The organism is Barnesiella sp. WM24, assembly GCF_004570975.1.
Classification (GTDB): domain Bacteria; phylum Bacteroidota; class Bacteroidia; order Bacteroidales; family Muribaculaceae; genus Muribaculum.
Map to the genome: position 1 here is coordinate 227,351 of NZ_SPPC01000005.1, position 25,199 is coordinate 252,549.

Sequence of the window (25,199 nt, forward strand, 5' to 3'; positions counted from 1 at the left end):
TGAGCAAGTCACCTGTCATGATTCCGGCAGGTGACTTTTTATATATCGGTTTTGCTGCGGTCAGCTATTATAATTAATTTTGCACTATAAAATCCATAAAAAAAATGACCGACCACACTTCACTCCATGACTCCTGGGACCGAGAGCATCTATGGCATCCCTACACATCGACGATCGACCCCCTGCCCACATATAAGGTTGACTCAGCCCACGGCACGACCATACGTCTCGCCGACGAGACCGAGCTGATTGACGGGATGTCGTCATGGTGGTGTACAATCCACGGCTATAACAATCCGGCGATCAACGAAGCCGCGATGCGACAGATCGGCAAGATGTCGCATGTAATGTTTGGCGGTTTCACCCATGAGCCGGCAATAGAGCTTGGCAAGCTGCTGCTGGAGATAGCGCCTCCATCCATGAACAATATATTTTATGCCGACTCCGGCTCAGTTGCCGTCGAAGTCGCGATGAAAGTAGCGGTACAGGCGGCTATAGCCAAAAGCGGCGACCACAGGAAAAGCAATTTTGTAACAATACGCTCAGGCTATCATGGCGACACATGGAACGCCATGAGTGTCTGCGACCCGGTGACAGGCATGCACGGGGCATTCGGACCCGCACTGCCCATACGTTACTTTGTCGAGGCTCCGAGAATAGGATTTTACGAAGAGTGGAGCCATGAGGCTGTCGAGCCTCTTGAAAAGATGCTTGAGCAGCATCATGAAGAGCTCGCGGCTCTCATCCTTGAACCGGTCGTACAAGGAGCCGGAGGCATGCGCTTCTATCATCCGCAATATCTCGTGGAAGCGCGTCGACTCTGCGACCGCTATGGCGTGTTGCTGATATTTGACGAGATTGCTACCGGATTCTGGCGCACCGGCAAATGCTTCGCCTGGGAATGGGCGGGTGTTGAGCCCGACATCATGTGCATCGGCAAAGGTCTTACGGCGGGCTATCTCACAATGAGCGCCGTGCTTACAACAAAGGATGTCGCCGACACTGTGTCACGCGGCGAGGCGGGTGTACTGATGCACGGTCCGACATTCATGGCAAATCCGCTTGCCTGTGCCATCGCATGCGAGTCAATCCGCCTGCTACGCGGCAAAGACATGGAGACCCACATCAGACATATCGAATCAATCATCAAGCGAGAGCTGGCGCCTGCCGCCACTTTTGACTCGGTAAAGGAGGTAAGGGTGCTTGGCACAATCGGCGTGATCGAGATGAAAGAGCCTGTCAATGTCGGAGAATTTCAGAAGCGTTGTGTCGACAACGGCATCTGGGTGCGTCCATTTGGCAGAAATGTCTACATCATGCCCCCCTACGTAATCACCGACGACGACCTCGTCACCCTCTGCCGCCGCCTTATTTCAATCATATAGCGCAATTACGACAGGAAACATTTGGTTTGCAACGAGTATAACATAACCCTGAAATATAAGTTCATAGACCAGTAAGTCCCGACCCGACCGAGAATAAAGAAGCCTCAAAATCCAACACATATCTTCTGATATGGAATTGTTGTTTTAGATTATTGTGCTAATTTTGCACCAGTCATGGAAAAAGTCAACATAGTAATACCGGCTTATAAAAGTACACTTCATCAATATGAAGAAATCTCGTTACGCGCGGTTGCAGCAAATCTGAGCCGGCATCCGGTCACATTTGTAGTCCCTGAAGGGCTTGATATTTCAAAACTGACCGGTATAGTCAAAAATGCCGGAGTTGAAACGTTTGACCCGTCATATTTTCAAGGTATTGCAGGCTACAACCGACTGATGATGTCAGAAGAGTTTTATGACCGCTTTGCCGGTTTTAACTACATCCTTATATATCAACTTGACGCATATGTATTCTCCGACCGGTTACTTGAATGGTGTGACAAAGGATACGATTATGTTGGCGCACCGTGGCTTGTACGCCCCATCTACAAATTTCCATTACTGAAACTTGGCTCGAAAATCAAGCATGGCTTCCGCAAAATGCTTCACATGCCTGACGAGCGCGCAACATGGTGGCAAGTAGGCAATGGCGGACTATCATTACGACGTGTAGAGTCTCATCTGCGCGCGGTAAGAGAATTAAGACAAGAAATTGACCGATATCTTCTTTACCGCAATCACATCTACAATGAAGATGTATTTTTTTCAACAGAAGTAAACCGACACGGATTGGGGTTCTCATATCCTGACTGGGAAGAAGCTCTTGATTTTGCATTTGACAAATACCCTAAGCTCTGTTACAAGCTTAATGGCAAGAAGCTCCCCTTTGGCTGCCATGCGTGGCAAAAGCGCAGAATGAGAAAATTCTGGTTTCCTATAATCCTAAAAGACACACAGTGACGTAGAGTTGACAGAAAACTGTCCGGCTGACATTATCGAACGAATGATTCATATAATGACAGTTGAAAAGCCATTCGCATTGAAAGTAGGACCCTCGCTATCAATTGATGACATTCCCGACCACTTCGCTAATAAGGCAGAAGTAATCAGACATGAACAAAAATTCTGGGAACAACGTGACGGCGACAAATATCGTGCGCCTATTGACACCACATTTGCTCTGTATCGGCCTCTGTCCGGCCTGAACAGGTCACGTGCAGCCGAGGCTTACAGGCTTGCTCCACCCTATTCTTTACGTCATCTGCCTTGGTATGAGGACAGCGCCTGTCCTACTGAAGAAGAGTTGTTTTACCGTAATGCCTGCATCCGACCGACAATGTGGACTTATGCCTCCAACAAATCGGTATAACAGCATCATTTCGTGGAAAATCAAGGTCACAGTCAAAATGAGTTGGCTGTGACAGGATTTTTTTGTAAATTTGCGCGAATTATTATGCGGGCGTCTGTTTCTGCTCGCTTTCAAGCAAATAAGTAATGAATATCTCATATAACTGGCTCAAAGAGTATGTTGACTTCCGGCTCAGCCCTGAAGAACTTGCCGATGCGCTTACATCCATCGGTCTTGAAGTGGGTACTGTAGAAGAAGTCGAGTCAATACGCGGCGGACTTCGCGGCATCGTAATAGGAAAAGTATTAACCTGTGTCGAACACCCCAACAGTGACCATCTCCACATAACGACAGTGGATCTCGGCAACGGAGAACCGACGCAGATTGTATGCGGCGCGCCTAATGTCGCAGCCGGGCAGACTGTCGTGGTAGCCACCGTCGGCACCACCCTCTACGACGGAGACAATGAGTTTGCCATCAAGAAGTCAAAGATACGCGGTGTCGAGTCATTCGGCATGATTTGTGCCGAAGACGAGATAGGAGTCGGCACCTCCCACGACGGCATAATCGTGATTGACGGAGAAGTAAAGCCCGGCACTCCGGCTGCGGAATATTACAATCTGAAAAGCGACTGGCTAATCGAGGTCGACCTCACCCCCAACCGCGTCGACGCGGCAAGCCACTACGGAGTCGCGCGTGACCTTAGCGCGTGGCTTGCATGTCATGCCGAGCCGTCACAGCTCAAGCGTCCGTCGGTAGACTCATTTGCCACCGACCGCCATGACGGAGCCATAACCGTGGAAGTTGACGATTATGAAGCATGTCCGAGATATTCAGGCGTGACCATACGCAACATCAAGGTCGCAGAGAGTCCGGAATGGCTGAAAAATTATCTTAGCGCCATCGGACAGCGCCCGATCAACAATATAGTCGACATCACCAACTTCATACTTCTCGGCATGGGGCAGCCGCTCCACTGCTTTGACGTCGAAAAAATCAACGGCGGCAAAATTGTAGTGCGCAAGTGTCAGCAGGACACCCCCTTCACTACTCTTGACGGAGTTGAGCGCAAGCTTGACGAGCGCGACCTTATGATATGCAACGCCGAAAAGCCGATGTGTATCGCCGGAGTGTTCGGAGGCCTTGACTCGGGAGTCACCGAGTCCACCACCTCCATCTTCCTTGAAAGCGCTTACTTCAACCCCACTTCTATCAGGAAGACGGCACGCCGCCACGGCTTATCGACCGACGCTTCATTCCGCTATGAGCGCGGTACCGACCCCAACGCCACCATGTATTGCCTCAAGCTTGCCGCCATTCTGGTAAAAGAGCTTGCCGGAGGTGAGATATGTGGCGAGCCGATTGACATCTATCCTGCCGAAATCAAGCCTTATGAGGTAAATCTACGCTACGACTACCTGAACGCCCTTGTCGGCAAGGAGATTCCGACGGCTCAGGTCGACGCGATTGTAAAATCGCTTGAAATGGAGATTGTCAGCCAAAGCGACGAGGCTATCGACCTGCGTGTGCCGACTTACCGCGTTGACGTCCAGCGTCCGTGTGACGTAGTTGAGGATGTACTCCGCATATATGGCTACAACAATATCGAGTTCTCACGCAATCTGCGCGCAAGCCTTTCGTTCAAGACTGTCACCGACAGCTCCAACGAACTGCGCGAGCTGATAAGCAACCAGCTTACCGCAACCGGATTCAACGAGATTCTTAACAACTCACTGACTGCCGAAAGCTACTACGAAGGGCTCACCGACGAACATCACGCGCCGGTCAAACTTCTAAATCCGCTCAGCAACGACCTTAACGTGATGAGGATGTCGCTTCTTTTCGGCGGACTTGAGGTAATCGAGCACAACGTCAACCGCCGCGACGCCGACCTCATGCTATATGAGTTTGGCAAGGTTTACAGCCGCGACCTCTCGGTAGAGTCCACCGCTGAAAACCCCATCGCGCCTTATACCGAGACCGAGCGACTTGCCCTCTGGCTTACCGGCAACATACGCACAGGCAACTGGGCGCGCCCCGAAGAGAAAGCCACATTCTTCGACATGAAGGCAATCGTAGCCAATATATTTTCACGTCTTGGCATCAACGGCAAGGAAATCGAGCTTAAACCGGCTAAATCACCGATATACAGCAACTCTGTCGAAATCGCGACCCGTTCAGGCAAGACACTCGGACATCTTGGAATCGTGGCAAAGCAGATGCTAAAGCGTTGCGACATAAAGCAAGAGGTCATTTATGCCGACCTTGACTGGAACGCGCTCGTAAAACTCGCGCTCAAGAAAAAAGTCACCTACGCTACCCTGCCGAAGACCCATCCCGTGAAGCGCGACCTCGCGTTGCTGCTTGACGAGGCGGTGACAATGGCTCAGGTAGAGAAAATCGTGCGCGACAGCGAGAAAAGACTCCTGCGCGGTGTCGAGCTTTTTGATGTCTATCAGGGCAAGAATCTTGAACCGGGCAAAAAGAGCTACGCCATATCAATAACCTTGCAGGACGATGAAAAGACCCTGCAGGACAAGCAGATCGAGGCAGTAATGGGCAAGATAACAGCCAACCTGCAAAAACAGCTCGGCGCATCACTCCGATAATCAAATCAAAACAATCATAACTATAACGAACTGAAATATTATGGGAAGAGCTTTTGAATACCGCAAAGCCAGAAAACTCAAACGCTGGGGCAACATGTCTCGCACATTTACCCGCATAGGCAAAGAAATCACCATCGCTGCCAAGGCAGGCGGTCCCGACCCCGACACCAATCCGCGCCTGCGTGTTTTGATGCACAACGCCAAGGCGGCAAACATGCCTAAGGACACTGTTGAACGCGCCATCAAGAAGGCTACCGACAAGGACGCAAGCGATTATAAGGAAATCGTATATGAAGGATACGGACCTTACGGCATCGCCATCGTAGTAGAGGCGGCCACCGACAACAATACCCGCACTGTGGCAAATGTGCGTTCTTACTTCAACAAGCACGGAGGCACACTCGGCACCCAGGGTTCACTGTCATTCCTCTTTGACCACAAGAGCGTGTTCAAAATCAAGCCGAAGGAAGGAATGTCAACCGAAGACCTCGAACTTGAACTTATCGACTACGGTGTTGATGAAGTCGAGCCCGATGAAGAGGAAATCGTGCTTTACGGTCTCTTCGAGGAGTTTGCCAACATCCAGAAGTATCTCGAAGAAAACGGCTACGAGATTATCAGCGCCGAGTTTGAGCGCATCCCCAACGACCTCAAGGAGGTAAACGCCGAGCAGCGCGCACAGATTGAGAAGCTTCTTGAGAAGTTTGAGGACGATGACGACGTGCAGAATGTGTTCCACAACATGAAGGAGGATGACTCCGAGTAACAGTCAGTCGACACTCTCATAAAACAATTTAATTCAATCAGGGTGAATCCGTCTCTTACCGGATTCGCCCTTACTGTTTACTAACAATTAACCGCAGTCACAATGGACGATATAATGGTTGACATCGGCATTTCGGTCGACAAGCTCTCCACGTTGCAAAGAGTATTGATGTTCTGCCTCATCGCTATGGCGGCTTACCTGCTGGAGTTTTTCTGCCGCAAGGTAATCGTGAAAACAATAACAAAGGTCACCGCCCGCACCGAAACCAAATGGGACGACTACATCCTCAACACAAAGGTACTTAACTCGGCATGCCATCTTATATGTCCGGTCATAATATTTTTCTTCCTGCCGCTCATTCTTGACCCGGAGACAAGGCTCCTGTTTTATGCCCAGAAGCTTATCATCCTGTACATAATAGTCATCTGCGTGATGCTTGTGTGTGCATTGCTCGGCGGCTTCTACGAAGCGTCGGCCGAGGAGGCGGGGCTGCAACACCATCCGCTGCAGGGGCTCTCCCAGATGCTGAAACTCATAGTGATCGCCATAGGCGTGATAATCGGCATCAGTGTCCTCCTTGACCGGAATCCGGTAGTGATACTGACCGGACTCGGTGCGTCGGCGGCGGTAATGATGCTGGTGTTCAAAGACACGATACTCGGTCTTGTGGCGGGCGTACAGCTGTCGGCCAACAAGATGCTCAAGGTAGGCGACTGGATAGCGATTCCCGCCCGTGGCGTCAACGGCGTAGTGACCGAAGTGACCCTTACCACGGTAAAGGTCAAGAACTATGACAACACGATTGTCACCGTGCCCCCCTACTCGCTTGTCAGCGAGTCGTTTCAGAACTGGCGTGGAATGTGGGAAAGCGGAGCAAGGCGAGTCATGCGCTCAATCAACATCGATGTCAACACCATACGCTTCTGCACCGAAGAGGAGATGGCGCGCTACGACGCCGAGCGATGGACCGAGGGCATGGAGCGCAGCGGAGGCAGGGAGGTCAACCTGAAAGTGTTTCGCCACTACATCGAGGGCTACATCGCCCGCCATCCTCATGTCGACAAAGACGCCATGATAATGATACGCCAGCTTCAGCCTACCCCACAGGGACTCCCGGTCGAGCTCTACTTTTTCACGTCCACGACCGAATGGAAGAAATATGAATACATCCAGGCCGACATATTTGACCACACAATCGCCGTGGTCAACGAGTTCGGGCTCAAAGTCTACCAGTCGCCCTCAGGCGATGACATCATGTCACTTAAATCAATAAACCGATGACCGACCGCGACCTAAAAGAGATGCTTGACCGCGAGGCGTCACGCATCAACAATCTCAGCTTCATCGACCGCGACCCGGTGCAGTTTCCACGGCGTTTTGAAAAGATTCAGGACATCGAGATAGTAGCGCTGCTTAGCGCCACTATCGCCTGGGGCAACCGGAAGATGATATGCAACAACTGCGAGAAAATGCTCTCGCTGATGGACCATGACCCCTATAACTATGTCATGGACCGCGGCTATGAGGATCTCCCCGACATGAATATCCACCGCACATTTTTCGCCAAAGACTTCCGTCACTTCCTGCGCGGACTCAATGCAATATACAGCCGCCACAAGTCGCTTGCCGACTTTGCCGCAAAAGAGGGCGTTGCGGCAAGTGAACTCCCGTCATGGACGCTTGTCGAAAAAATGAACCGCGAGCTTGCCGCCGCCAACGGCGGTGTCACCGACTCGCGATGCCTGCCGGGAAATCTCGCGACAACGGCATTAAAGCGCATCAACATGGCACTCCGCTGGCTTGTGCGCGACGACGGCATTGTCGACATCGGCATATGGGACGTGATCTCTCCATCACAGTTGTATATACCGCTGGACGTGCATGTCGGCAACACCGCCCGGCAACTCGGACTGACCGACAGGCGCGCCAACGACAAGAAAACGGTAATCGCGCTGACGGCAAAGCTTCGCGAGATGCGTCCCGATGACCCGGTGTTTTATGATTACGCCCTCTTCGGACTCGGAGTCGACAATGAGCTGAAGATTGTCGATTAACCTAAATTAACATGGCTTTACAGTAAACCAAGTGCCTAACTTTGTATCTTTACATTGTTATAGTGTTATAATTTTTACATTATGAAAAGACATCTATTATCAATCATGACGCTGTTTTTCACGTTAGCAGCGTTAGCGGCGACTCCGGGCATAGCCTTTGACTCGGCTGTCCATGACTTTGGCAACGTAAAGGAAGCGGCAGGGCCCGTAAGCCATGACTTTGTAATCACCAACACAGGCGACGCCCCGCTCATCATCATATCGGCGACCACATCCTGCGGATGCACGACTCCCGAGATACCCAAGGAGCCTATCAAGCCGGGAGCATCAGCCAAGATGAAAGTCACTTTCGACCCCCTCGGACGTCCGGGCGAATTTGAAAAAAACATCAAGGTGAAGACCAACATAAAAGGCAAGCGCCCCACTCTTAAACTAAAAGGGTGTGTAATCCCTAAAAACAAGAAATAAACGATGGAGATCCGTTACATACTATTGTCAGCCGGCATCCTTGCAGCCTCGATGCCTGCCGTTGCCGGTCCTGTAGCCCGATGGAAAAGCGTCAGCCACGACTTCGGCGCATTTGACGAGGACATGGGAAAGGTATCATCCGATTTCGTGGTTGTCAACGACGGCGACGCCCCGCTCATGATATATGCCGCCCGCGCGTCATGTGGCTGCACTGTCCCGAGCTTTACTTCCGACCCCGTGGCTCCGGGCGACAGCGCGGTCATAAAAGTGACATATGACCCGACAGGACGCCCCGGCAAATTCTCCAAAAAGGTAAAGGTAGAGACCAACTGCGACCCTGCACAGAACATATTGACCATAAACGGAGTGGTGATAGGCGCGTCCAATACGTTGCGCGCACGTTTCCCGGTAGAGGTGGGCAATCTGAAACTGCGCAACAAGTCGGTCGCATTCGGTGACATAAACAAAGGCAACACCAAGACGGCGTTTCTTGACGGATATAACCAGAGCAATGACACCATACGCCCTGTCGTGACCGGACTTCCGCCCCACATCACTGTGACCACAAGCCCCGAGGCGGTGCCACCCGGCGAGCAGGTCACATTTACATTTTTCTACAACTCGGCACGCACATCGGACTGGGGGCTTACCTCCGACGAAGTATCGGTGACCCCCGCCGCGGGAAGCGCGGAGTCACAGCCGGTCGACCTCATCGCGGTGGTCAACGAAGACTTCTCGCGCATGGCTCCCGAAAAGCGCGAACGTGCCCCGAAGATAGCCCTCTCTTCAACGTCGATTGACCTTGGACAAGTAGCTGTCGGCACCCGCAACGAGGAGGAAATTATAATAGAGAATTTCGGCAAAGACCCGCTTGTCATCCGCAAGGTAGCCTCTCTCGACCCCGCCGTGCAGGCGTCGGTCAACAAGACCGAGGTAAAGGGCGGCTCAAATGCCCGGATAAAAGTGAAAGTCGACACTCGCAAAGTCGAAGGCGACATAGTCAACGCCCGCATAACAGTAATCACCAATGACCCCGACCGACCGGTTTCCAACATCCGCGTGGTCGGAGAATTACTAAAATAGCAACCCGCACATGACACAACATCATCATATCGAGAACGACGAAAAATACAACGGACTGACAGTTAACAGCGGCGTGACGCAACCGCCGTCGGTCAACCCGTATATGAAACCACGCAAGCGCAAGCCGCTCCCCTCGGCTGGAGAGCTCGTGGAGGGAATCCTGAAAGGCGACGTGACTACACTCAGCCGCGCCGTGACTCTCGTGGAAAGCCTGTCGCCCGACCACCAGACAATCGCGCAGGAAGTAATCGAGAAGTGTCTGCCCTATTCCGGCAATTCGAGACGCATAGGCATAACCGGTGTGCCCGGTGCAGGAAAGTCCACCTCGATTGATGTATTCGGGCTTCATGTGCTTAAAGACGGAGGCAAGCTTGCCGTACTTGCCATCGACCCGTCAAGCGAGCGCACAAAAGGCTCCATACTCGGCGACAAGACCCGCATGGAAAAACTCGCCATCCACCCCTCGGCGTTCATTCGTCCCAGCCCCTCGGCGGGAAGCCTCGGAGGAGTGGCAAGAAAGACAAGAGAGACAATAGTGTTATGTGAGGCGGCAGGGTACAACAATATATTTGTCGAGACCGTAGGTGTGGGACAGAGCGAGACAGCCGTCCACTCGATGGTCGACTTCTTCCTGCTTATACAGCTCGCAGGCACAGGCGACGAGCTGCAGGGCATAAAGCGAGGCATAATGGAGATGGCCGACGGCATTGTCATCAACAAAGCCGACGGCGACAACATAGACCGCGCCCGGCTCGCCCAGGCTCAGTTCAGGAGCGCGTTACACCTCTTCCCCCCTACACTGTCGGGATGGATGCCGGAGGTGCTTTGCTATTCAGGCTACTACGAACTTGGTATTCCCGAAGTGTGGGAAATGATTGACCGCTACTTCAAGTTTGTCGTTGAAAACGGCTATTTCGAGCGCAAGCGTCAGGAGCAGGCGCGCTACTGGATGTATGAAACCATCGACGAGAAACTGCGCCGGCATTTTTACGCCAATCCGGAAGTAGAGGCGATGCTCCGCGAGAAGGAGACACGTGTGCTCTCCAACCAGCAGAGCTCATTCACTGCAGCGCGCGACGTGCTTGACTTCTATTTCAGTCATTAGTCATCGTCCCAGTCATCATCATGATGGTGATGCTTGTGTTTCTTATGCTTATGTTTTTTGGGCTTCTTATGCTTGTAATGATGGTGACCATCATAGCCATACTCACTGCCTACACCCCAGTATCCGTGGAGTGTCTCGCAGGAAGTCAGTCCGGTGGAGCCTGCAAGCAGTATCGCGGCAAGCAGCCACGCAAGATGCTTTCTTTTCATATCAGTATAAATAAAAGCTGAGACGTTATAGTCTATTATACGTCTGAAAGCAATGTTTTGTTTACTCAAAGATGAACGATTATCCGGAAATCCGGTCCACAGCCGACGGCTCGCCTACCCTTTATCTGCCGGAAATGGACGAGCATTACCATTCAGTCAAAGGCGCCTTGACCGAGAGCCGGCATGTATATGTCGACTCTGCGCTCCGTCACCGCGCCGCCCGCCTATCCGCCGGCGAGCCGCTACGGCTCCTTGAGATAGGCTACGGCACAGGGCTCAACGCCGCGCTCTCGGAAGCCGCGCAATGCTGCCGGCTTCACTATATATCGCTTGAACTCCACCCGCTGGAGCCGGAGAGCGTGCCCGACTATGGCGTGGCGTCGCTGAAGGTCATGAACAACGCGGCCTGGGACACTCCGGTGGAAATATCGCCGCTGTTCACTCTTGAGAAACGCCGCGCCGACTTCCTGCGCGCCACGCTGCCGGCAGGCATCGATGTGGTCTACTTTGACGCTTTCGCTCCGGAGAAGCAGCCCGAAATGTGGACCGTCGACTCTCTGCGGCGCGTTGTCGACGTGATGAATCCGGGAGCCGTACTCACCACCTATTGCGCCAAAGGAAGTGTGCGCCGCATGTTGCAGTCGCTTGGACTGACTGTCGAACGGCTTCCGGGTCCTCCCGGAGGCAAACGCGAGATACTACGCGCCACCCTGTGACTTTTATTTTAATAGATAAGTGCTTATTTTTACGGAAAAATCAGGAATTATGATTGAAGAGATACTTAAACACAACAGAGATTTTGTCGAGTCAAAGAACTACCAACGATTCGTGACCTCAAAATTTCCCGACAAGAAGATAGCCATAGTAACGTGTATGGACACCCGCCTTATCGAGCTGCTTCCCGCGGCGCTCGGCATTCGCAACGGCGACGTCAAAATCATCAAAAACGCAGGCGGCACAATCACCAACCCGTTTGACTCCACCATGCGTTCGCTGCTCGTAGCCGTGTATGAGCTTGGTGTCAACGAAATAATGGTAATCGGTCACACCGGCTGCGGAGTGCAGGGCATGAATGCCGAGGAGATGCTCGACCTCATGAGGGAGAGAGGCGTAAGCGAAGAGCACATCACGCTCATGAAACACTGCGGCATAGACCTCGCGGGATGGCTCCACGGATTTGAAGAAACCGATACAGCGGTCAAAGAGACCGTCGACCTCATCCGCAACCATCCGCTGATGGCTGCCGACGTCAGAGTAGCCGGCTACATCATGGACTCGCTCACAGGCGAGCTGCATGTAATCGGCGACTGACCCCTATCGGCACAACAAGCATCATATATACAGCACAGTATACACTGATACACAAAAGTGCCACAAAAAAAGGATGATGCGCTGTAAAGCACACCATCCTTTTACCTTCGTCTTACCGGAAATCTCTATTTCGTAGTCACAACAAGCGTAAGCACTCGACCGGCTTCCGAATAATGGTCGGTCGCAAGCACTCCCGTGCAAGAGACAGTTTTTCCGTCAACGGTCTTCTCTCCCGTAATCTCGTAACCGGCGTCATGAGTGTCATCGCCCGAGGGGAGCGCGGCAATTGCAACATCTACCGACAGCGAACCGATACCCGGCACGATGCTGTTAAGAGCCATGACTCCCTTGCTTTGATCTTCAGTGTCAACAGTCAGCTTAACCTCTCCTGAAGTAACGGAAGCTCCATCAACTGTACACACAAGCGACTGACTTCCACCGGGAGTAAATGTGCCGGAAAGGTAACTTACGTAGTAGGGGCCATCATCGTCCTTACTGCAAGAATATACAAGACAGCCCAGCAATGCGACCACTAATAATAAACTAAATTTTTTCATACCTAATAATATTAATTATTAATCAATGTTTTCGCAAAGGTAAAGACAATAACAGACTAAAATCGTCATTTGACAATTGTTTTTTCTTATCACATACACACTCAACAGACTTATATTCAATAAGTTACCGCGACAAGAAATTCAAGTTTGTTATCACGTACTATTTAGTTGATTATCAACGCATTACAAAATTTCCAATAGCTAACTTCCGAATTACCTATAAATCAACAGCTTAAAACATTGACAAAAACAAATCTTTATCAGGAACATCTGAAGACATTATTTTAGCCTTCAAACGAGTTCGTTTATTATAGTAATTCCCAATCGTAATATTCATAAATAAACAAATTGAACGAAGGGACAAACCGGCAAACATATACACGAGAAACTTAATGTCAGTCTCTTTCATTTTTGGAAATTGACTTCTCAATTTTGAGATAACATTGAATCGAAATTTATTGACCAACCCTTCAAGTTCATTTATATATTTGGGATTTCGCATTGCCTCTATATTTTTCATGACCTCCAAATATAGATAATGCTTTACTTTATCACTATTCATATTTTCAAAATACTGATAACAAATGTCATCAATAATCTTGAACTGCGCACCATACATAGTTTCAACCCCTAAATACAAATTAACAAGCTCCTTTTGCTGCTCATCTAATTTTTCCTTCATTGCTGAGATTAAATCCTTCTGATAAAACACCGTTTTAGAAAATTCTTCTGCCTCACTCATTATTCTACCTATCTCACGGTTCTTTCGTCTAATTCTGTATCTAAAGAACAGTATCAATATTATCAAAATGAATACAGCACATCCTATCGCTAAAACAGCATATGTCAACAATGACTTTCTATCTTTTTCAATTCTCTTTGCTTCCTGTGAATAATAATTGTATTGAGCACGCATTACTGATTGCCTCAACACTTCTCCAATAATTGAATCCTGATGTATATTGGCATTTCTAAGTCTCTCAAATGCAGACTTAAAATCTCCTTTATCCTCATAATAACTTATCCACGCAAGATCAATTGCCAGCGCATTATTATCAAAATCAGTTTTATTCATTTTTGCCAAATAATATTTGACAGAATCAGTATTCCCAAAATACAAATGGCACTTTATCAGATTCAAATAATTTCCGGCACTTAGATAATCACAATTAAGCCGTTTTAATGAATCAATTTTCATTAAAGCCTCATCATAATGTCCAAGCTGCACAAGCGGCGATATCGCTGCATCGATGCGGTCTGTCTTAAAATCGCTATTTATGTCATTATCACTACCTAACGAATCGAGTATTTCGATACATTTTTCCGGCATTCCAATATCAGTATATGCCGTAGCCAAGTCAAGCAAAGACCATAAATAATAATCGCTATCAGGCACTTTCTTAAAATTCGCCACAGCCAATTTCCTACAGCGAACCTGCTCTTCCGCATTATACGTTGAATTATACAAATCACCCATTGTTGTATAAATACGTCCAAGATAAAAATAATCATCAAGCTCAAAAGCAATCTTCTCTGCTTTTGAAAGGTTCACAATGCAATTAGAATAATCAGCAACATTATATTGCACCACCCCTTGATAAAACAGCGCCATCATGCGGTGGCGTTCATCGCCGTGGCGGTTATAGTAGTCGGTGGCGATTGAGATGAGTGAGTCGGAGGTGATGTTGATGTAATTTTTGTCATAAGCCCGGGAAAGCAGAAGAGCGTGACGCGCCTGTTGCTCGCCGGAGAGGCGCGACCCGTCGACCGATTCAAGTATTGACAGGGCGCTGTCGGGGCGCTCAGTCATCAGGCTCTCGGCAGTGGCGAGGAGGGTTGAACAATTATCGCTGCATGACGCCGTAACGAGGCTTATCAGCAATGAAGCGACAAGTATAGCGAAGAGTGATCTCATGAAAGGCAAAACAAGGAAAAAAACGACAGAGCGGGCAAATTCCCGGCAAAGGGAATGCCCGCTCTGTAAAAGGTCAAGAAAGGAATTATTACTTAACTTTCTTACGGTTACCGTAACGGCTCATGAACTTGTCAACGCGACCTGCAGTGTCGACGAGCTTCTGCTTGCCGGTGAAGAACGGGTGAGAAGAGCTGGTGATTTCAAGCTTTACCAGCGGATAGGTAACACCGTCAACTTCGATAGTTTCCTTAGCTGCCACAGTCGAACGAGTGATAAAAATCTCTTCGTTTGACATATCCTTAAACACTACTTCACGGTAGTTTGAGGGATGAAGTCCTTCTTTCATATCGGTTTATTTTTATATATATTATTCAAACAGTTCAAAATCACGCTGGTAAGGCGTAAATCTGTAATGGCTTGCAAATTTACACATTTCCGCGCACCTGACAAAACTTTCCATGCTATTTTTAGCTATAATTCAGTCAAATCAGGTTGAAATCAGGGTTCAGAGGTCGTGGCACATCCCGAAATAGTCGGAAATAAGGTCAAAGTCGATACGATTAAACAGCTCGTCGTTGTCGATATTGCGCACATCATAGAGATAGCTGTCGAGCACCTCAAGATAAAACATCGCAACCTTGTCGGTCTCTCTCACCCGCTTTTCACGTGGCGCAATCTCGCGCCATATCGCGTCAATGCCCCGCGCCGCCTCAAGCATCAGGGCGCGGTTGGCTTGCGAATAGGTAGCGACGGCATCCCTCACCAGCCATGCTATCACCTCATTGTAAAGCTTCAGAGCCTTTGCCTTGTGGCCAGCCGAGTGGCATATCCGCGCCACGTTAAGCAGCCGCTTAGCCTTGTCGGCAACATTTTTAACACCCTTGACATCCTCAAGCACCTCGTTAACGAGGTAGTCAACTGTCACTGCATCGATTGACGACACCTTGCCGTCAGGATTGCATCTAAGCACTTTTGAATAGCTCATAGTCTGCAAAATTTAGAGATTAATGAAAATAAGTTACTGTACTCTTTTCTCATCTCAACCGACTGTGCATCAATCGCCTATATCGCCACACGGATATACACAAAAAGACGCAACAATCCCGTCGAGCGCCCCGCAGGGCTGTGAGATTGTTGCGTTATAAGGATGTCAATTATGTCAATTCATGTCGCAAATATAGCGACAATCACCGATATTCTCCAAATAAAACGGGAGAAAATTTTATCACATAAACTCCACAAGCGGAGCTTCCGTGCCCACAATGTCGCCCGGTTCAACAAAGATGCGCTTGATTACAGCCTCTTTTTCAACCTCGACATCATTTTCCATCTTCATCGCCTCATAGACGAGAATCACGTCGCCGGGCCTTACGGTGTCGCCGGGCTTGAAATTCACTTCAAGCACCTTGCCGCCCATCGGCGCCGAAAGCACCTCTCCGGTGATAGGCTCTTCAGGCTTTTTCTTGGATTCAACCTTTGCAGCCTCCGCCTTGACGCGCTCGGCATGCACCTTTTCCCACTCTTCGGCGCGGCGACGCTTCAGGAAGCCGTTGGCAACCGTAGGGAGAAGTTCAAGAAGCAGATATTCCTCGTCATTTGACGCGAGCTTGACACCGCCATACTCGGGCAACTCAGGATTTTCAGGCTTCTTGTATTTGGTCACGTCGTAGGCTTTCTCCTCAGGCGAGCCGGTAATCTTGGCGCGAAACTCTGGATCCACGGTGACGGGTGTATGTCCATACTCTCCCTTTACAAGCGAGATAAACTGATTGGAAGGATTGGAATAGTCGGCATTGCCTTTCTTGCGGTCGAGCGCGACGCTCACAGCCTGGCTGCCTACAATCTGGCTGGTAGGAGTCACCAGCGGCACCAGTCCGGCATCGCGGCGCACCTTGGGGATAAGACGCATGGCGTCGTCAAGAAGGTCTTCAGCCTGAAGCGCCTTCAGCTGCGCAACCATATTGGAATACATTCCGCCCGGCACCTCGGCCTCCTTTACAAGAAGATTGGGCTTCGGGAAACCGAAATATGCCTCGATCGCGTGACAGGCGTCAAGGAGCGCCTCCTCATCATTGGCATGAGCTGCACGGATAGCGCGGTCAAACTGCTCGTCAACATCGGCGGGAAGCACATCGGCAACCGGGTCAAACTCTTTCGGGAAAGTCTTCACAAGGTCGAAGTCATGCAACTCCTCGCGCACCGAGCGCAACTCCTTGCGTATCTTAGCCACGGCATCCATGTTGACCTCGACCTCGATGCCGAGCTTACGGGCAAACACATAAATAAGTTCAAGCGCCGGAGCGGCAGAGCCGCCGCCAAACCACCATATGTTAGTGTCAAGTATATCCACTCCGTGGATCATCGCCATAAGCGACGATGCAAGACCGTAACCGGGGGTGCAATGGGTATGGAAATCCACGGGCACTTTAAGCGCCGCTTTCAGCTTAGGCATTATCGACGCTATGCGCGACGGATTGACAAGACCAGCCATATCCTTGAGGGTTATGATCTTGGCGCCATATGCCTCCATAGCCACAGCCTTCTCAACGAAATACTCGTCGGTGAATATCTTTTCGGGTTTCTTGGCAAAGAGTCGGGCGAAGAATCCTGACGGAGCCTCCTCCTTCGGGTCGACAGTATAGCACACGGCGCCGTCGGGAATACCGCCAAGCTCGTTAATCATGCGTATCGACTCTTTAACATTGTCAAGGTCGTTGAGCGCGTCAAAAATACGCATCACGTTAAGACCGTTTTTGATAGCCTCTTTGTAAAAACCCTCAAGCACTGAATCGGGGTAAGGCACGTAACCAAACAGGTTTCTGCCACGCGACAGCGCCGACAGAAGCGACTTGCCCTTCATCGCGGCACTCGCCTTGCGAAGGCGTTCCCACGGCGACTCGTCAAGATATCGCATCACTGAGTCAGGGACGGCGCCGCCCCATACTTCCATTATATAAAAACCGGCATTTTCATAAAGTGGCAAGAGCCTGTCGATACTTGACTGGGTCATACGCGTGGCAAACAAAGACTGCTGTCCGTCACGCATCGTGAGATCACGGATTTTCAATTTCTTCTGTTCCATACCTTTAAGAACTTTGAGTTACAAGGTTATATTTAAGGCAAGCAAAGATAAATGAAAATCGTTAATTATGGAAATTTATCTGTAATTATTCAATCAAAAACTCCTTCGATACTTTCCTGCGTGGAATCGGACTCATCGACATACTCGCCGAAGTATTCCTTGGCACAAAGATCAAGATTAGACGGGAACTGGAATTTCACGTCCTGACTGTAAGGCAGCGTAGGGTCATCATACACTTTTTTCATGTAAAGACCATAGATAGGAAGCGCCATTGACGCGCCCTGCCCCATCGCCATGCCGTTGAAATGGATATAGCGTTCTTCTCCGCCTACCCACACTCCCGACACAAGCTGAGGGGTGAATCCCATAAACCATCCGTCGGAATTTGAATTGGTGGTTCCGGTCTTGCCGCCCATCTGCGCGGTCAGCCCGTAAGGCGCGCGACGCAGGCGGTTACCGGTACCGCCGTCGACCACATTAAGCAGTATCGACAATATCTTATAGTAAGCCTCGGAGCTTATCACCTCGGTATGTTTCGGAGCAAACTCCGATATGATGTTACCGTTGTTGTCGGCGATTGCGGTCACGAAAAGCGGGTCGACGCGCATGCCCTTGTTGGCAAACGCCGAATAAGCCGTCACCATCTCCTTGACCGACACGTCACAGGGTCCGAGACACAGCGCGATTACCGGGTCAAGATGATTGGTTATGCCGAAATTATGCATGTTTCTTACAAGCGTAGCCGGAGAGAGCTGGCTCATAAGACGCGCCGAAATCCAGTTGTTTGAGTTGGTGAGCGCCCAGCGTATGTCGACCATTTCACCTACCCTCGCGTGTCCTGCATTACGCGGAGCCCAGGGACGCCCCACCTCGTCGTAGATGACCGGCTGCTCGTTAAGAAACTGGTCGCAGGGGGTGTAGCCCTCCTCCATCGCATAGGTGTAGAGAAACGGCTTGATGGTCGAACCGATCTGACGCCTGCCCGTCGACACCATGTCATACTGGAAGAATGCGAAATTGGGGCCGCCGACATATGCCTTCACATGACCGGTCACAGGATCCATCGACATAAACCCGGCACGCAGGAAATGCTTGCTGTACAGTATCGAATCAAGAGGGGTCATTACGGTGTCGACCGTTCCCGCGTAAGAAAACACCTTCATTTCGACCGGGGTGTTGAACGCCTTGGTGATCTCCTCGTCGGAGTGGCCTTCCCTCTTCATCGCATACCAGCGGTCGCTCTGCTTCATGCCTTTCTTTATCAGCGCATCGAGCTGAGCCGACGACAGCTCCTCGCGGTTGGTCGTGTAGGGAGCGCCCTTCACGCCGCGTTTCTCCCTGAAGAAGCTCGGCTGCAGGGTCTTTCCGAGATGCTGCACCACCGCGTCCTCGGCATAGCGCTGCATCCTGGAGTCAATCGTGGTGTATATCTTCAGTCCGTCGGTGTAGATGTCATATTTTGAGCCGTCGGGCTTGGGGTTTTTCTCAATCCAGCCAAAGAGGGGGTTGGTCTCCCATGCAATCGAGTCGTCGATAAATTTCTGCTTCTCCCAGCCGCGATAGTCGGAGCGCACAGGCTTCTTCGCCTTCAGCACCCGGCGCAGCTCTTCACGGAAATAAGGCGCGAGACCTTCCTTGTGGTCGACCTTGTGAAAGTCGAGCACAAGTGGGAGCTGCTTCAGGGAGTCAAGCTCCGCCTTTGACAGCATGTCGTTCTTATACATCTGCTCCAACACCACATTACGGCGTTCGCGGGTGCGCTCGGGCTTTCTTACCGGGTTATAGTACGACGGGTTTTTCACCATTCCTATAAGCGTCGCCGCCTCCTGCACGTTCAGGTCCTTAGGGTCTTTTCCGAAATATACATATGCAGCCGACTTGATGCCCACGGCATTGTAAAGGAAGTCAAACTGGTTGAGATACATCTTTATTATCTCATCCTTGGAGTAGCAGCGTTCAAGCTTCACAGCAATCATCCACTCGATAGGCTTCTGCAAGGCGCGCTCCATAAGTCCCTCCGACCTCGGCGAATAGAGCTGCTTGGCGAGCTGCTGGGTTATCGTCGAGCCGCCTCCGGCATTTTTCTGGTGCATCACGAGAGTCTTCACCGCCACGCGTCCGAGTGCGCGCAGGTCGATGCCTGAATGTTCCTCGAAGCGTGAATCCTCGGTAGCGATAAGGGCGTCGATGACATTCTGGGAGATGTCGTCAAACTCGACATACACCCTGTTGCCCGTATTGGCAAAATAGCGTCCGAGCTCCTCCCCGTCGGCCGAATACACAACTGAGGCAAAGCGGTCCTTCGGGTTTTTAAGTTCCTCGATAGGAGGCATATATCCAATCACGCCGTTATAGACAAGGAAGAAAAAGAAAAACACTCCTCCCACGATGAATACAAACACCGCCCACATGGCGGCGATTATGCCCTTGCGGCTTCGGCGCGGTCTATCGTTGTTAGATTCGCTCATGCAATAATGATATATAACTATTTAAAACCAGTTTCTAATGACTTATCTCAAGCAACCCTACACTGACCGGCATCAGGCAAAGAAGCATCAGGCGATTTTCGCGGGGTCACTTATTGAGCGCAAATTTACATATTTATAGTCATTCAGTCCTGCTTTAGACCTATAAAATTCAATAATGTCACGGCTCTGACATAAAATAATTCAAAAATTGCCCGCAACCGAGCCAAAACCTATTGATAAAATAAAATATAATTGCTATCTTTGTCAATAGTAATAAACCGACCTAATATCAACTAACTATTGACAGCCCCCTTACTCGTTGATCGGGTAAGCTATACGGCATCATTTATGTACCTGATCATAATGAACCGACCTAACCACATTATAGCCTTATTTCAGGTAGTGGGCATAGCCATGATACTTTCATTGCCTGCTGTGACCTGCCGCCTGTCGGCGCAGAATCAGCGCGGCATGGAGATTCTTGCCAACTTCGACAGCCGCTTCGAGCATCTCGACTCCCTCATATTCGGTAGCCGCGACAACAACCACCCGGCATCGTTGAGCGTGACCGACTCCATGTCACGCGGCCACAGCAGCGAATCGCGGGAAAACCTCAACCGAGCCATCGACCGCAGGACCGAAGCCGAAATCGGCGAGATAAAGAGCCTTACGGGACTCCGGTTTACGGGTCAGACCTACTACCGCCTCGACGGCGAGCTTGGCATGGACGACGATGACCCCGTGTCGGTCTACAAGGGCAAGCTACAGGCGGAGTTGAGATGGTATCCGTTTCAGAGCGCGCTCTTCAAGCGTGAAGGACGCATCGAAGAACAGAAAATACGCGGCAAGATTGACAAGCTCGCCTACGACAAGGAAGACCTCGGAATGCTTGTGGAGCGACAGAAAGAGCGGTTTCGCCAATACAGCGACTCGCTGATGGGCGGCGTGCTGCTGCAGCGCATACGCAACCTCAACATGCTTAGCGCCGCATACATGTATCTGCTTGAAAACGAAAATATCCCCAGCGACGACCTGCTCCAGATACTCAACGAGAAAGCCGAGGCTGAACGGATGCTCGCCTCGATTCCCGGCCGTCACCTCCCGGCGCTCGACCTGTCACGCCCCGCAGGCTATTTCGTTCAGATAGACACCGCCGCCTATATGGACCATGTGCGCAAGACACAATATGACATCTCCACGCTACAGCTACAGATGCAACTGCTCGAGCAGCAGGAAAAAAACACGAGCTACTGGACCGAGGTAAACGCCGCGCCGTTTGTGCGCTATTCCTACTATACGCGTCTTCACGCGCCCAATTCCTCCAATGTCGACGCCGGGCTCGTGTTCACCATTCCCCTTTCGTTTGAGTTCTGGAAGAAAAAAGACTCGCTTCGCGCCCGCCGCAACATACTCGCGGCTGAAGAGAGCCATATAGCGACGCGCATCATGGAGGCGATCAACGCCATTCTGCTTGACATCGAGCGCTACAACAACGCCTCCATCGGTGAATACCGCCGCATGGAAGAGCTGAAAAAATATCTCACCATGCGCGCCAACGCCTACGACAACCGCGTCGGCGAATACAACAGGCTTGCCAGGATGAAAGAATACAACAGCTATCTTTCCTGCTGCGAGAAATTTATCGAATTTCAGTACCGCAAGGACTGCTGCATAGCCGATCTACAGAAATTCCTGACCGACGAGTCGGTGCTCCGCTTCTGCCGCGAGATACCCCTCCAGTCGGTCACTGTCAATATTAACCAGTAACAGCCCGCCGATAACAGATATGAAAAATTTCACCTACCGCTCCCACGACGAGAAGGAAAACATTGAAGAAATCCTGCGGCAACGAAAACGCAAGGTCAACCGCCAGCAGATTGTCGCAGCCACTGTGCTTGGAGTGATTCTGGTAATCCTCGGGCTATATTTCGGAAGAAAAGTCGTCTACTCCGACTTTGACGGCTACATACATGTCGACGCCAACCAGGTGAGGACTCCTTTTGACATCTTCCTTGACAGCCTATATGTCGAGACCGGCGACATCGTGATGCCCGGCGACACGCTCTACTCCTATTTCATGATGGACATCATGAGCGAGCAGGCAAATATCAACACCGAGCCTACAATCGTGGCGCGTAACCGCGACCTTACATTACGCCACAACAGCCTCCTTCAGGAGATTGCCGTGCAGAAAGTAAGAATCGCCGAACTGCGCAAGCAGATCTCGCTCGAAAACCACAACATCCAGTTTGGTCTCAGCGACAATTCCCACCGCATGGACCTCGAACGAATGCTCAACGAGGCGCTCGCCATGCTGAAGGCGATGCAGGCGGAGGCGGGAATGCTCGCCGGCATGCGCCACTCCACCGACCCCTCGCGGCGAGGAATCCACGGCGGCAACGGGGCGCAGATATATGACAACATCGGACTGCGCTCAATGCAGGCGGCACGCCGCTACCGCCTTGCCACCGACTCGGCTATCATAGTCAACATCGTGGCGCCCGACCGCATGGTCTTTTTTGAAAAAGAACTGCTCATGACGGCACAACACCTCAATCTCACTGACAACAACCTGCATGTCGTGGCCTACATCCCGCCTGACAAGATACACAATATCACCTACAACTCGCTCGCCGAGATTGTAGTCAACGAGAATCTGTCGTTTGACGCCCATGTGTCAATCATAGGCATGCGCACAGAGGAGATTCCCGAAAACCTCCGCAGCTACTTCACGAAAAAGAACACGGCGCTCATCGCGAAGCTTGACATCGACTTCGACCAGCGCATACCGTTCTGGAGCGTGGCGTCGGGGCTACCCGTAACCATACGCATAAAGAATCTTGACACCTGGAAGAGTGACTCGCCGAGCAATTACCTATGGGTGACCACCGGAGCCGGAGTCAGCGAGGAGTCACTTGTCGAATACCAGAACCGCCGTCGCCACTACAGCGTAATCGAGCGCCGACTCGAAGAGCAACGCGCCGACTCGATCAAACGCGCCCGCAAGCAGCAACGGGCCGACTCGCTCGCCGCCTTAAAGCAGCGCGAGGACAGCGCCTTGCAGGCTGAACGCCAGCGACAGCTAATCGCCGCCGACTCGGCAAAGGTGTTCTACATTATCACCAATGTATATAACGCGGAAAGACACGCCACCGACCGTGTCGCGGAATTGAACGATATGGCACTGATGCAGAGCGGAAAGCTCAACAGAAGCGGAAAGTGGTATGTATATGCATCACGCCACTCATCGGCCGATGAAGCGGCAGCCGAACTAAAGACCATCTCAAGGACTCAGCGGGAATTCCGCGACGCCTGGATACTTGACACAAGAAAGCCGGAAAAGAAATGAACACAAGAAATCACATAAACGAGAAATACCAGATTATCACCAACTACAGCCGACGCAAGATATTGGTGATTAACGATGTGCTTGATGTGGACCGCACTCCGGAACTGGAGTTTGAGGATTTTGACGCAATGTTTATCAACGTGATCAATCCCCTCCACGACTACACGAGGCTCGCTATCCGACTTGCCTCCCCGCTTCTGTCGGAGAAGTGCAGGTTCAAGCCCTGTTTCGTGACCCAGCGTCTTCAGGGATGGCTCGGCGAGGCTGAAATCATCGTCGACGGTTATGCTTCGTCACCCACCGACCGTGACCTCGCGCAGACAATCGATGAAATCTACGGTGCGATGCGACGCCTCAACTTCTTGCTCGGTACAGAGCCGGTCGTGACCCATGCCGAAGAGATGTTCCGCCTCGTGAGATATGCGATTTCAAGAGGGCGCTTCACCTTCAGCTCGGAGCCGGTAAGAGGCATGAGCCTCGGCTACATGGCGCTCTACAACTACACGATGTGGTACACCGGACAGGAGCGCATAGCCGCACAGGAACGCGAGTTTTTCCACTCCGAGATGCTGCGCCTCGGCTACATCCGCCATAGCCGCTTCATCGACAGGATACACGAGTGTCCCCACTGTGGCGGCAGCCACCTCTTCTTTTTCGAGACATGCCCGAAGTGCAACAGTTCCGACCTGCGACAGCAATCGGTAATCCACCACTTCCGCTGCGCCAACGTGTCGCCGGAGTCAACCTATCAGTGGGACGGCGAGCTCAGGTGTCCCAAGTGCCACGTGCTGCTGCGCCACATCGGCGTGGACTATGACAAGCCCTCGGCGATATACACCTGCAACCAGTGTGAGGAGTCGTTCATGTATCCCGACATGAGGGTGCTTTGCTCGTCATGCAAGAGAAGCCTCCAGACCGATGAACTGCTGTCGCGCGACGTCTATGAATATGAGCTCACCCCCGACGGCATCCACGCCTTTGCAGGCAACGACGTGGTCCACACCATCAGCCAGGCAGGATTCTTCGGCTACACCTCGACACGCAACTTCATGGACTATGTAAGGCAGTTCTCGACAGCCTCCAACAATCAGGACGAGGTGCTTGTCGTGACCCGATTCTATGTGTTTGACCCCAACGCCGACGAAGGTCCCTCGCTTGACGCCCGCCCCCCGGTCGTGCAGGCGATGGCGCGATTCTTCACTTACAAGAGCGCGATATGGGGTAACAACTATTACTTCATGAGCCGTGTGCGCGAAGGCGAGATCGGACGCCAGCAAAGCAAGATGGAATATGAGCTGAAGGCAGAACTTAACGACTACAAGTCGCTCCACGACGGATTTCAGTTTGAGCTTGTCGAAACCTACATATACCATCCCGACACCGACCCGGAGACATTTGTAAGACGTCTCGAAGAGTCACGCCGGAAGTAATCGTTTACACATTATTATATATAATATACCGAAAAATATTAACCGCTTACCGAAAACCAC

The 25,199-nt window shown here is 51.1% G+C and carries 22 protein-coding genes; 15 read left to right on the plus strand and 7 right to left on the minus strand.

Annotated elements, in window-relative coordinates; translation table 11 throughout:
- The first annotated feature begins 104 nt into the window (after positions 1 to 104).
- From bioA to meaB, 10 genes are all read left to right on the plus strand, one after another.
- Positions 105 to 1,385: an adenosylmethionine--8-amino-7-oxononanoate transaminase gene (bioA, locus tag E4T81_RS07165; protein WP_135042844.1), complete on the plus strand. Its 1,281-nt coding sequence runs from the start codon at positions 105 to 107 to the stop codon at positions 1,383 to 1,385.
- A gap of 174 nt (positions 1,386 to 1,559) precedes the next feature.
- The gene (locus E4T81_RS07170; protein WP_135042846.1) at positions 1,560 to 2,345 is read left to right on the plus strand and encodes a DUF5672 family protein; all 786 of its coding nucleotides are present in this window, start codon (positions 1,560 to 1,562) and stop codon (positions 2,343 to 2,345) included.
- 55 nt (positions 2,346 to 2,400) lie between these two features.
- Entirely contained in the window at positions 2,401 to 2,754 is a 354-nt protein-coding gene (locus E4T81_RS07175; RefSeq protein ID WP_167761761.1) for a hypothetical protein, read from the plus strand.
- Between the two features lie 125 nt (positions 2,755 to 2,879).
- Positions 2,880 to 5,342: a phenylalanine--tRNA ligase subunit beta gene (gene pheT / locus E4T81_RS07180; protein WP_135042850.1), complete on the plus strand. Its 2,463-nt coding sequence runs from the start codon at positions 2,880 to 2,882 to the stop codon at positions 5,340 to 5,342.
- A gap of 40 nt (positions 5,343 to 5,382) precedes the next feature.
- Entirely contained in the window at positions 5,383 to 6,108 is a 726-nt protein-coding gene (locus tag E4T81_RS07185; RefSeq protein WP_135042852.1) for a YebC/PmpR family DNA-binding transcriptional regulator, read from the plus strand.
- A gap of 102 nt (positions 6,109 to 6,210) precedes the next feature.
- Entirely contained in the window at positions 6,211 to 7,389 is a 1,179-nt protein-coding gene (locus tag E4T81_RS07190) for a mechanosensitive ion channel family protein (protein ID WP_135042854.1), read from the plus strand.
- Positions 7,386 to 8,162, plus strand: a complete 777-nt coding sequence (locus tag E4T81_RS07195) for a TIGR02757 family protein (RefSeq protein ID WP_135042856.1) — start codon at positions 7,386 to 7,388, stop codon at positions 8,160 to 8,162. The genes E4T81_RS07190 and E4T81_RS07195 overlap by 4 nt, the downstream gene beginning before the upstream one ends.
- Positions 8,163 to 8,243: 81 nt before the next feature.
- Entirely contained in the window at positions 8,244 to 8,630 is a 387-nt protein-coding gene (locus E4T81_RS07200; protein ID WP_135042858.1) for a DUF1573 domain-containing protein, read from the plus strand.
- Between the two features lie 3 nt (positions 8,631 to 8,633).
- Positions 8,634 to 9,713, plus strand: coding sequence for a DUF1573 domain-containing protein (locus E4T81_RS07205; RefSeq protein WP_135042860.1), 1,080 nt, complete (start codon positions 8,634 to 8,636; stop codon positions 9,711 to 9,713).
- A gap of 10 nt (positions 9,714 to 9,723) precedes the next feature.
- Entirely contained in the window at positions 9,724 to 10,818 is a 1,095-nt protein-coding gene (meaB, locus tag E4T81_RS07210) for a methylmalonyl Co-A mutase-associated GTPase MeaB (protein ID WP_135042862.1), read from the plus strand.
- On the opposite strand, the gene E4T81_RS07215 is transcribed toward meaB, so the two are convergent.
- The gene (locus tag E4T81_RS07215) at positions 10,815 to 11,027 is read right to left on the minus strand and encodes a hypothetical protein (RefSeq protein ID WP_135042864.1); all 213 of its coding nucleotides are present in this window, start codon (positions 11,025 to 11,027) and stop codon (positions 10,815 to 10,817) included. The genes meaB and E4T81_RS07215 overlap by 4 nt on opposite strands.
- Before the next feature lie 71 nt (positions 11,028 to 11,098).
- On the opposite strand from E4T81_RS07215, the gene mnmD reads away from it, so the two are divergent.
- Both mnmD and E4T81_RS07225 read left to right on the plus strand, forming a co-directional pair.
- Entirely contained in the window at positions 11,099 to 11,743 is a 645-nt protein-coding gene (mnmD, locus tag E4T81_RS07220; protein WP_135042866.1) for a tRNA (5-methylaminomethyl-2-thiouridine)(34)-methyltransferase MnmD, read from the plus strand.
- A 49-nt stretch (positions 11,744 to 11,792) separates the two neighbouring features.
- A complete protein-coding gene (locus E4T81_RS07225; RefSeq protein WP_135042868.1) occupies positions 11,793 to 12,338 on the plus strand; it encodes a carbonic anhydrase in 546 nt (181 codons plus the stop codon).
- Between the two features lie 125 nt (positions 12,339 to 12,463).
- On the opposite strand, the gene E4T81_RS07230 is transcribed toward E4T81_RS07225, so the two are convergent.
- The 6 genes from E4T81_RS07230 to E4T81_RS07255 form a co-directional block, all read right to left on the minus strand.
- Entirely contained in the window at positions 12,464 to 12,895 is a 432-nt protein-coding gene (locus E4T81_RS07230; RefSeq protein WP_135042870.1) for a hypothetical protein, read from the minus strand.
- 232 nt (positions 12,896 to 13,127) lie between these two features.
- Positions 13,128 to 14,705: a lipopolysaccharide assembly protein LapB gene (locus E4T81_RS07235; protein WP_135042872.1), complete on the minus strand. Its 1,578-nt coding sequence runs from the start codon at positions 14,703 to 14,705 to the stop codon at positions 13,128 to 13,130.
- Positions 14,706 to 14,898: 193 nt separating this feature from the next.
- The gene (locus E4T81_RS07240; protein WP_135042874.1) at positions 14,899 to 15,156 is read right to left on the minus strand and encodes a type B 50S ribosomal protein L31; all 258 of its coding nucleotides are present in this window, start codon (positions 15,154 to 15,156) and stop codon (positions 14,899 to 14,901) included.
- A 159-nt stretch (positions 15,157 to 15,315) separates the two neighbouring features.
- A complete protein-coding gene (locus tag E4T81_RS07245) occupies positions 15,316 to 15,795 on the minus strand; it encodes a hypothetical protein (protein WP_135042876.1) in 480 nt (159 codons plus the stop codon).
- A gap of 240 nt (positions 15,796 to 16,035) precedes the next feature.
- On the minus strand, positions 16,036 to 17,892 hold the full coding sequence (locus E4T81_RS07250; RefSeq protein WP_135042878.1) for a biotin/lipoyl-containing protein: 1,857 nt from the start codon (positions 17,890 to 17,892) through the stop codon (positions 16,036 to 16,038).
- A gap of 89 nt (positions 17,893 to 17,981) precedes the next feature.
- Positions 17,982 to 20,360, minus strand: a complete 2,379-nt coding sequence (locus E4T81_RS07255; RefSeq protein WP_135042880.1) for a transglycosylase domain-containing protein — start codon at positions 20,358 to 20,360, stop codon at positions 17,982 to 17,984.
- A gap of 348 nt (positions 20,361 to 20,708) precedes the next feature.
- Between E4T81_RS07255 and E4T81_RS07260 the strand changes: the two genes are divergently transcribed.
- The 3 genes from E4T81_RS07260 to E4T81_RS07270 are packed head-to-tail and all read left to right on the plus strand — an operon-like array spanning position 20,709 to position 25,139.
- A complete protein-coding gene (locus E4T81_RS07260) occupies positions 20,709 to 22,127 on the plus strand; it encodes a hypothetical protein (protein ID WP_167761764.1) in 1,419 nt (472 codons plus the stop codon).
- A gap of 19 nt (positions 22,128 to 22,146) precedes the next feature.
- Positions 22,147 to 23,709: a hypothetical protein gene (locus tag E4T81_RS07265; protein ID WP_135042884.1), complete on the plus strand. Its 1,563-nt coding sequence runs from the start codon at positions 22,147 to 22,149 to the stop codon at positions 23,707 to 23,709.
- Positions 23,706 to 25,139, plus strand: coding sequence for a hypothetical protein (locus tag E4T81_RS07270; RefSeq protein WP_135042886.1), 1,434 nt, complete (start codon positions 23,706 to 23,708; stop codon positions 25,137 to 25,139). Before E4T81_RS07265 ends, E4T81_RS07270 begins: the two co-directional genes overlap by 4 nt.
- Positions 25,140 to 25,199: the final 60 nt, after the last annotated feature.

Coding starts and splice junctions, on each gene's coding strand:
- E4T81_RS07225 (WP_135042868.1), top strand. CDS start 11,793: ATGATTGAAGAGATACTTAAACACAACAGAGATTTTGTCGAGTCAAAG.
- E4T81_RS07185 (WP_135042852.1), top strand. CDS start 5,383: ATGGGAAGAGCTTTTGAATACCGCAAAGCCAGAAAACTCAAACGCTGG.
- E4T81_RS07260 (WP_167761764.1), top strand. CDS start 20,709: ATGTACCTGATCATAATGAACCGACCTAACCACATTATAGCCTTATTT.
- pheT (WP_135042850.1), top strand. CDS start 2,880: ATGAATATCTCATATAACTGGCTCAAAGAGTATGTTGACTTCCGGCTC.
- E4T81_RS07250 (WP_135042878.1), bottom strand. CDS start 17,892: ATGGAACAGAAGAAATTGAAAATCCGTGATCTCACGATGCGTGACGGA.
- E4T81_RS07215 (WP_135042864.1), bottom strand. CDS start 11,027: ATGAAAAGAAAGCATCTTGCGTGGCTGCTTGCCGCGATACTGCTTGCA.
- E4T81_RS07265 (WP_135042884.1), top strand. CDS start 22,147: ATGAAAAATTTCACCTACCGCTCCCACGACGAGAAGGAAAACATTGAA.
- E4T81_RS07170 (WP_135042846.1), top strand. CDS start 1,560: ATGGAAAAAGTCAACATAGTAATACCGGCTTATAAAAGTACACTTCAT.
- E4T81_RS07200 (WP_135042858.1), top strand. CDS start 8,244: ATGAAAAGACATCTATTATCAATCATGACGCTGTTTTTCACGTTAGCA.
- meaB (WP_135042862.1), top strand. CDS start 9,724: ATGACACAACATCATCATATCGAGAACGACGAAAAATACAACGGACTG.
- E4T81_RS07205 (WP_135042860.1), top strand. CDS start 8,634: ATGGAGATCCGTTACATACTATTGTCAGCCGGCATCCTTGCAGCCTCG.
- mnmD (WP_135042866.1), top strand. CDS start 11,099: ATGAACGATTATCCGGAAATCCGGTCCACAGCCGACGGCTCGCCTACC.
- E4T81_RS07255 (WP_135042880.1), bottom strand. CDS start 20,360: ATGAGCGAATCTAACAACGATAGACCGCGCCGAAGCCGCAAGGGCATA.
- E4T81_RS07235 (WP_135042872.1), bottom strand. CDS start 14,705: ATGACTGAGCGCCCCGACAGCGCCCTGTCAATACTTGAATCGGTCGAC.
- E4T81_RS07230 (WP_135042870.1), bottom strand. CDS start 12,895: ATGAAAAAATTTAGTTTATTATTAGTGGTCGCATTGCTGGGCTGTCTT.
- bioA (WP_135042844.1), top strand. CDS start 105: ATGACCGACCACACTTCACTCCATGACTCCTGGGACCGAGAGCATCTA.
- E4T81_RS07270 (WP_135042886.1), top strand. CDS start 23,706: ATGAACACAAGAAATCACATAAACGAGAAATACCAGATTATCACCAAC.
- E4T81_RS07195 (WP_135042856.1), top strand. CDS start 7,386: ATGACCGACCGCGACCTAAAAGAGATGCTTGACCGCGAGGCGTCACGC.
- E4T81_RS07190 (WP_135042854.1), top strand. CDS start 6,211: ATGGACGATATAATGGTTGACATCGGCATTTCGGTCGACAAGCTCTCC.
- E4T81_RS07175 (WP_167761761.1), top strand. CDS start 2,401: ATGACAGTTGAAAAGCCATTCGCATTGAAAGTAGGACCCTCGCTATCA.
- E4T81_RS07240 (WP_135042874.1), bottom strand. CDS start 15,156: ATGAAAGAAGGACTTCATCCCTCAAACTACCGTGAAGTAGTGTTTAAG.
- E4T81_RS07245 (WP_135042876.1), bottom strand. CDS start 15,795: ATGAGCTATTCAAAAGTGCTTAGATGCAATCCTGACGGCAAGGTGTCG.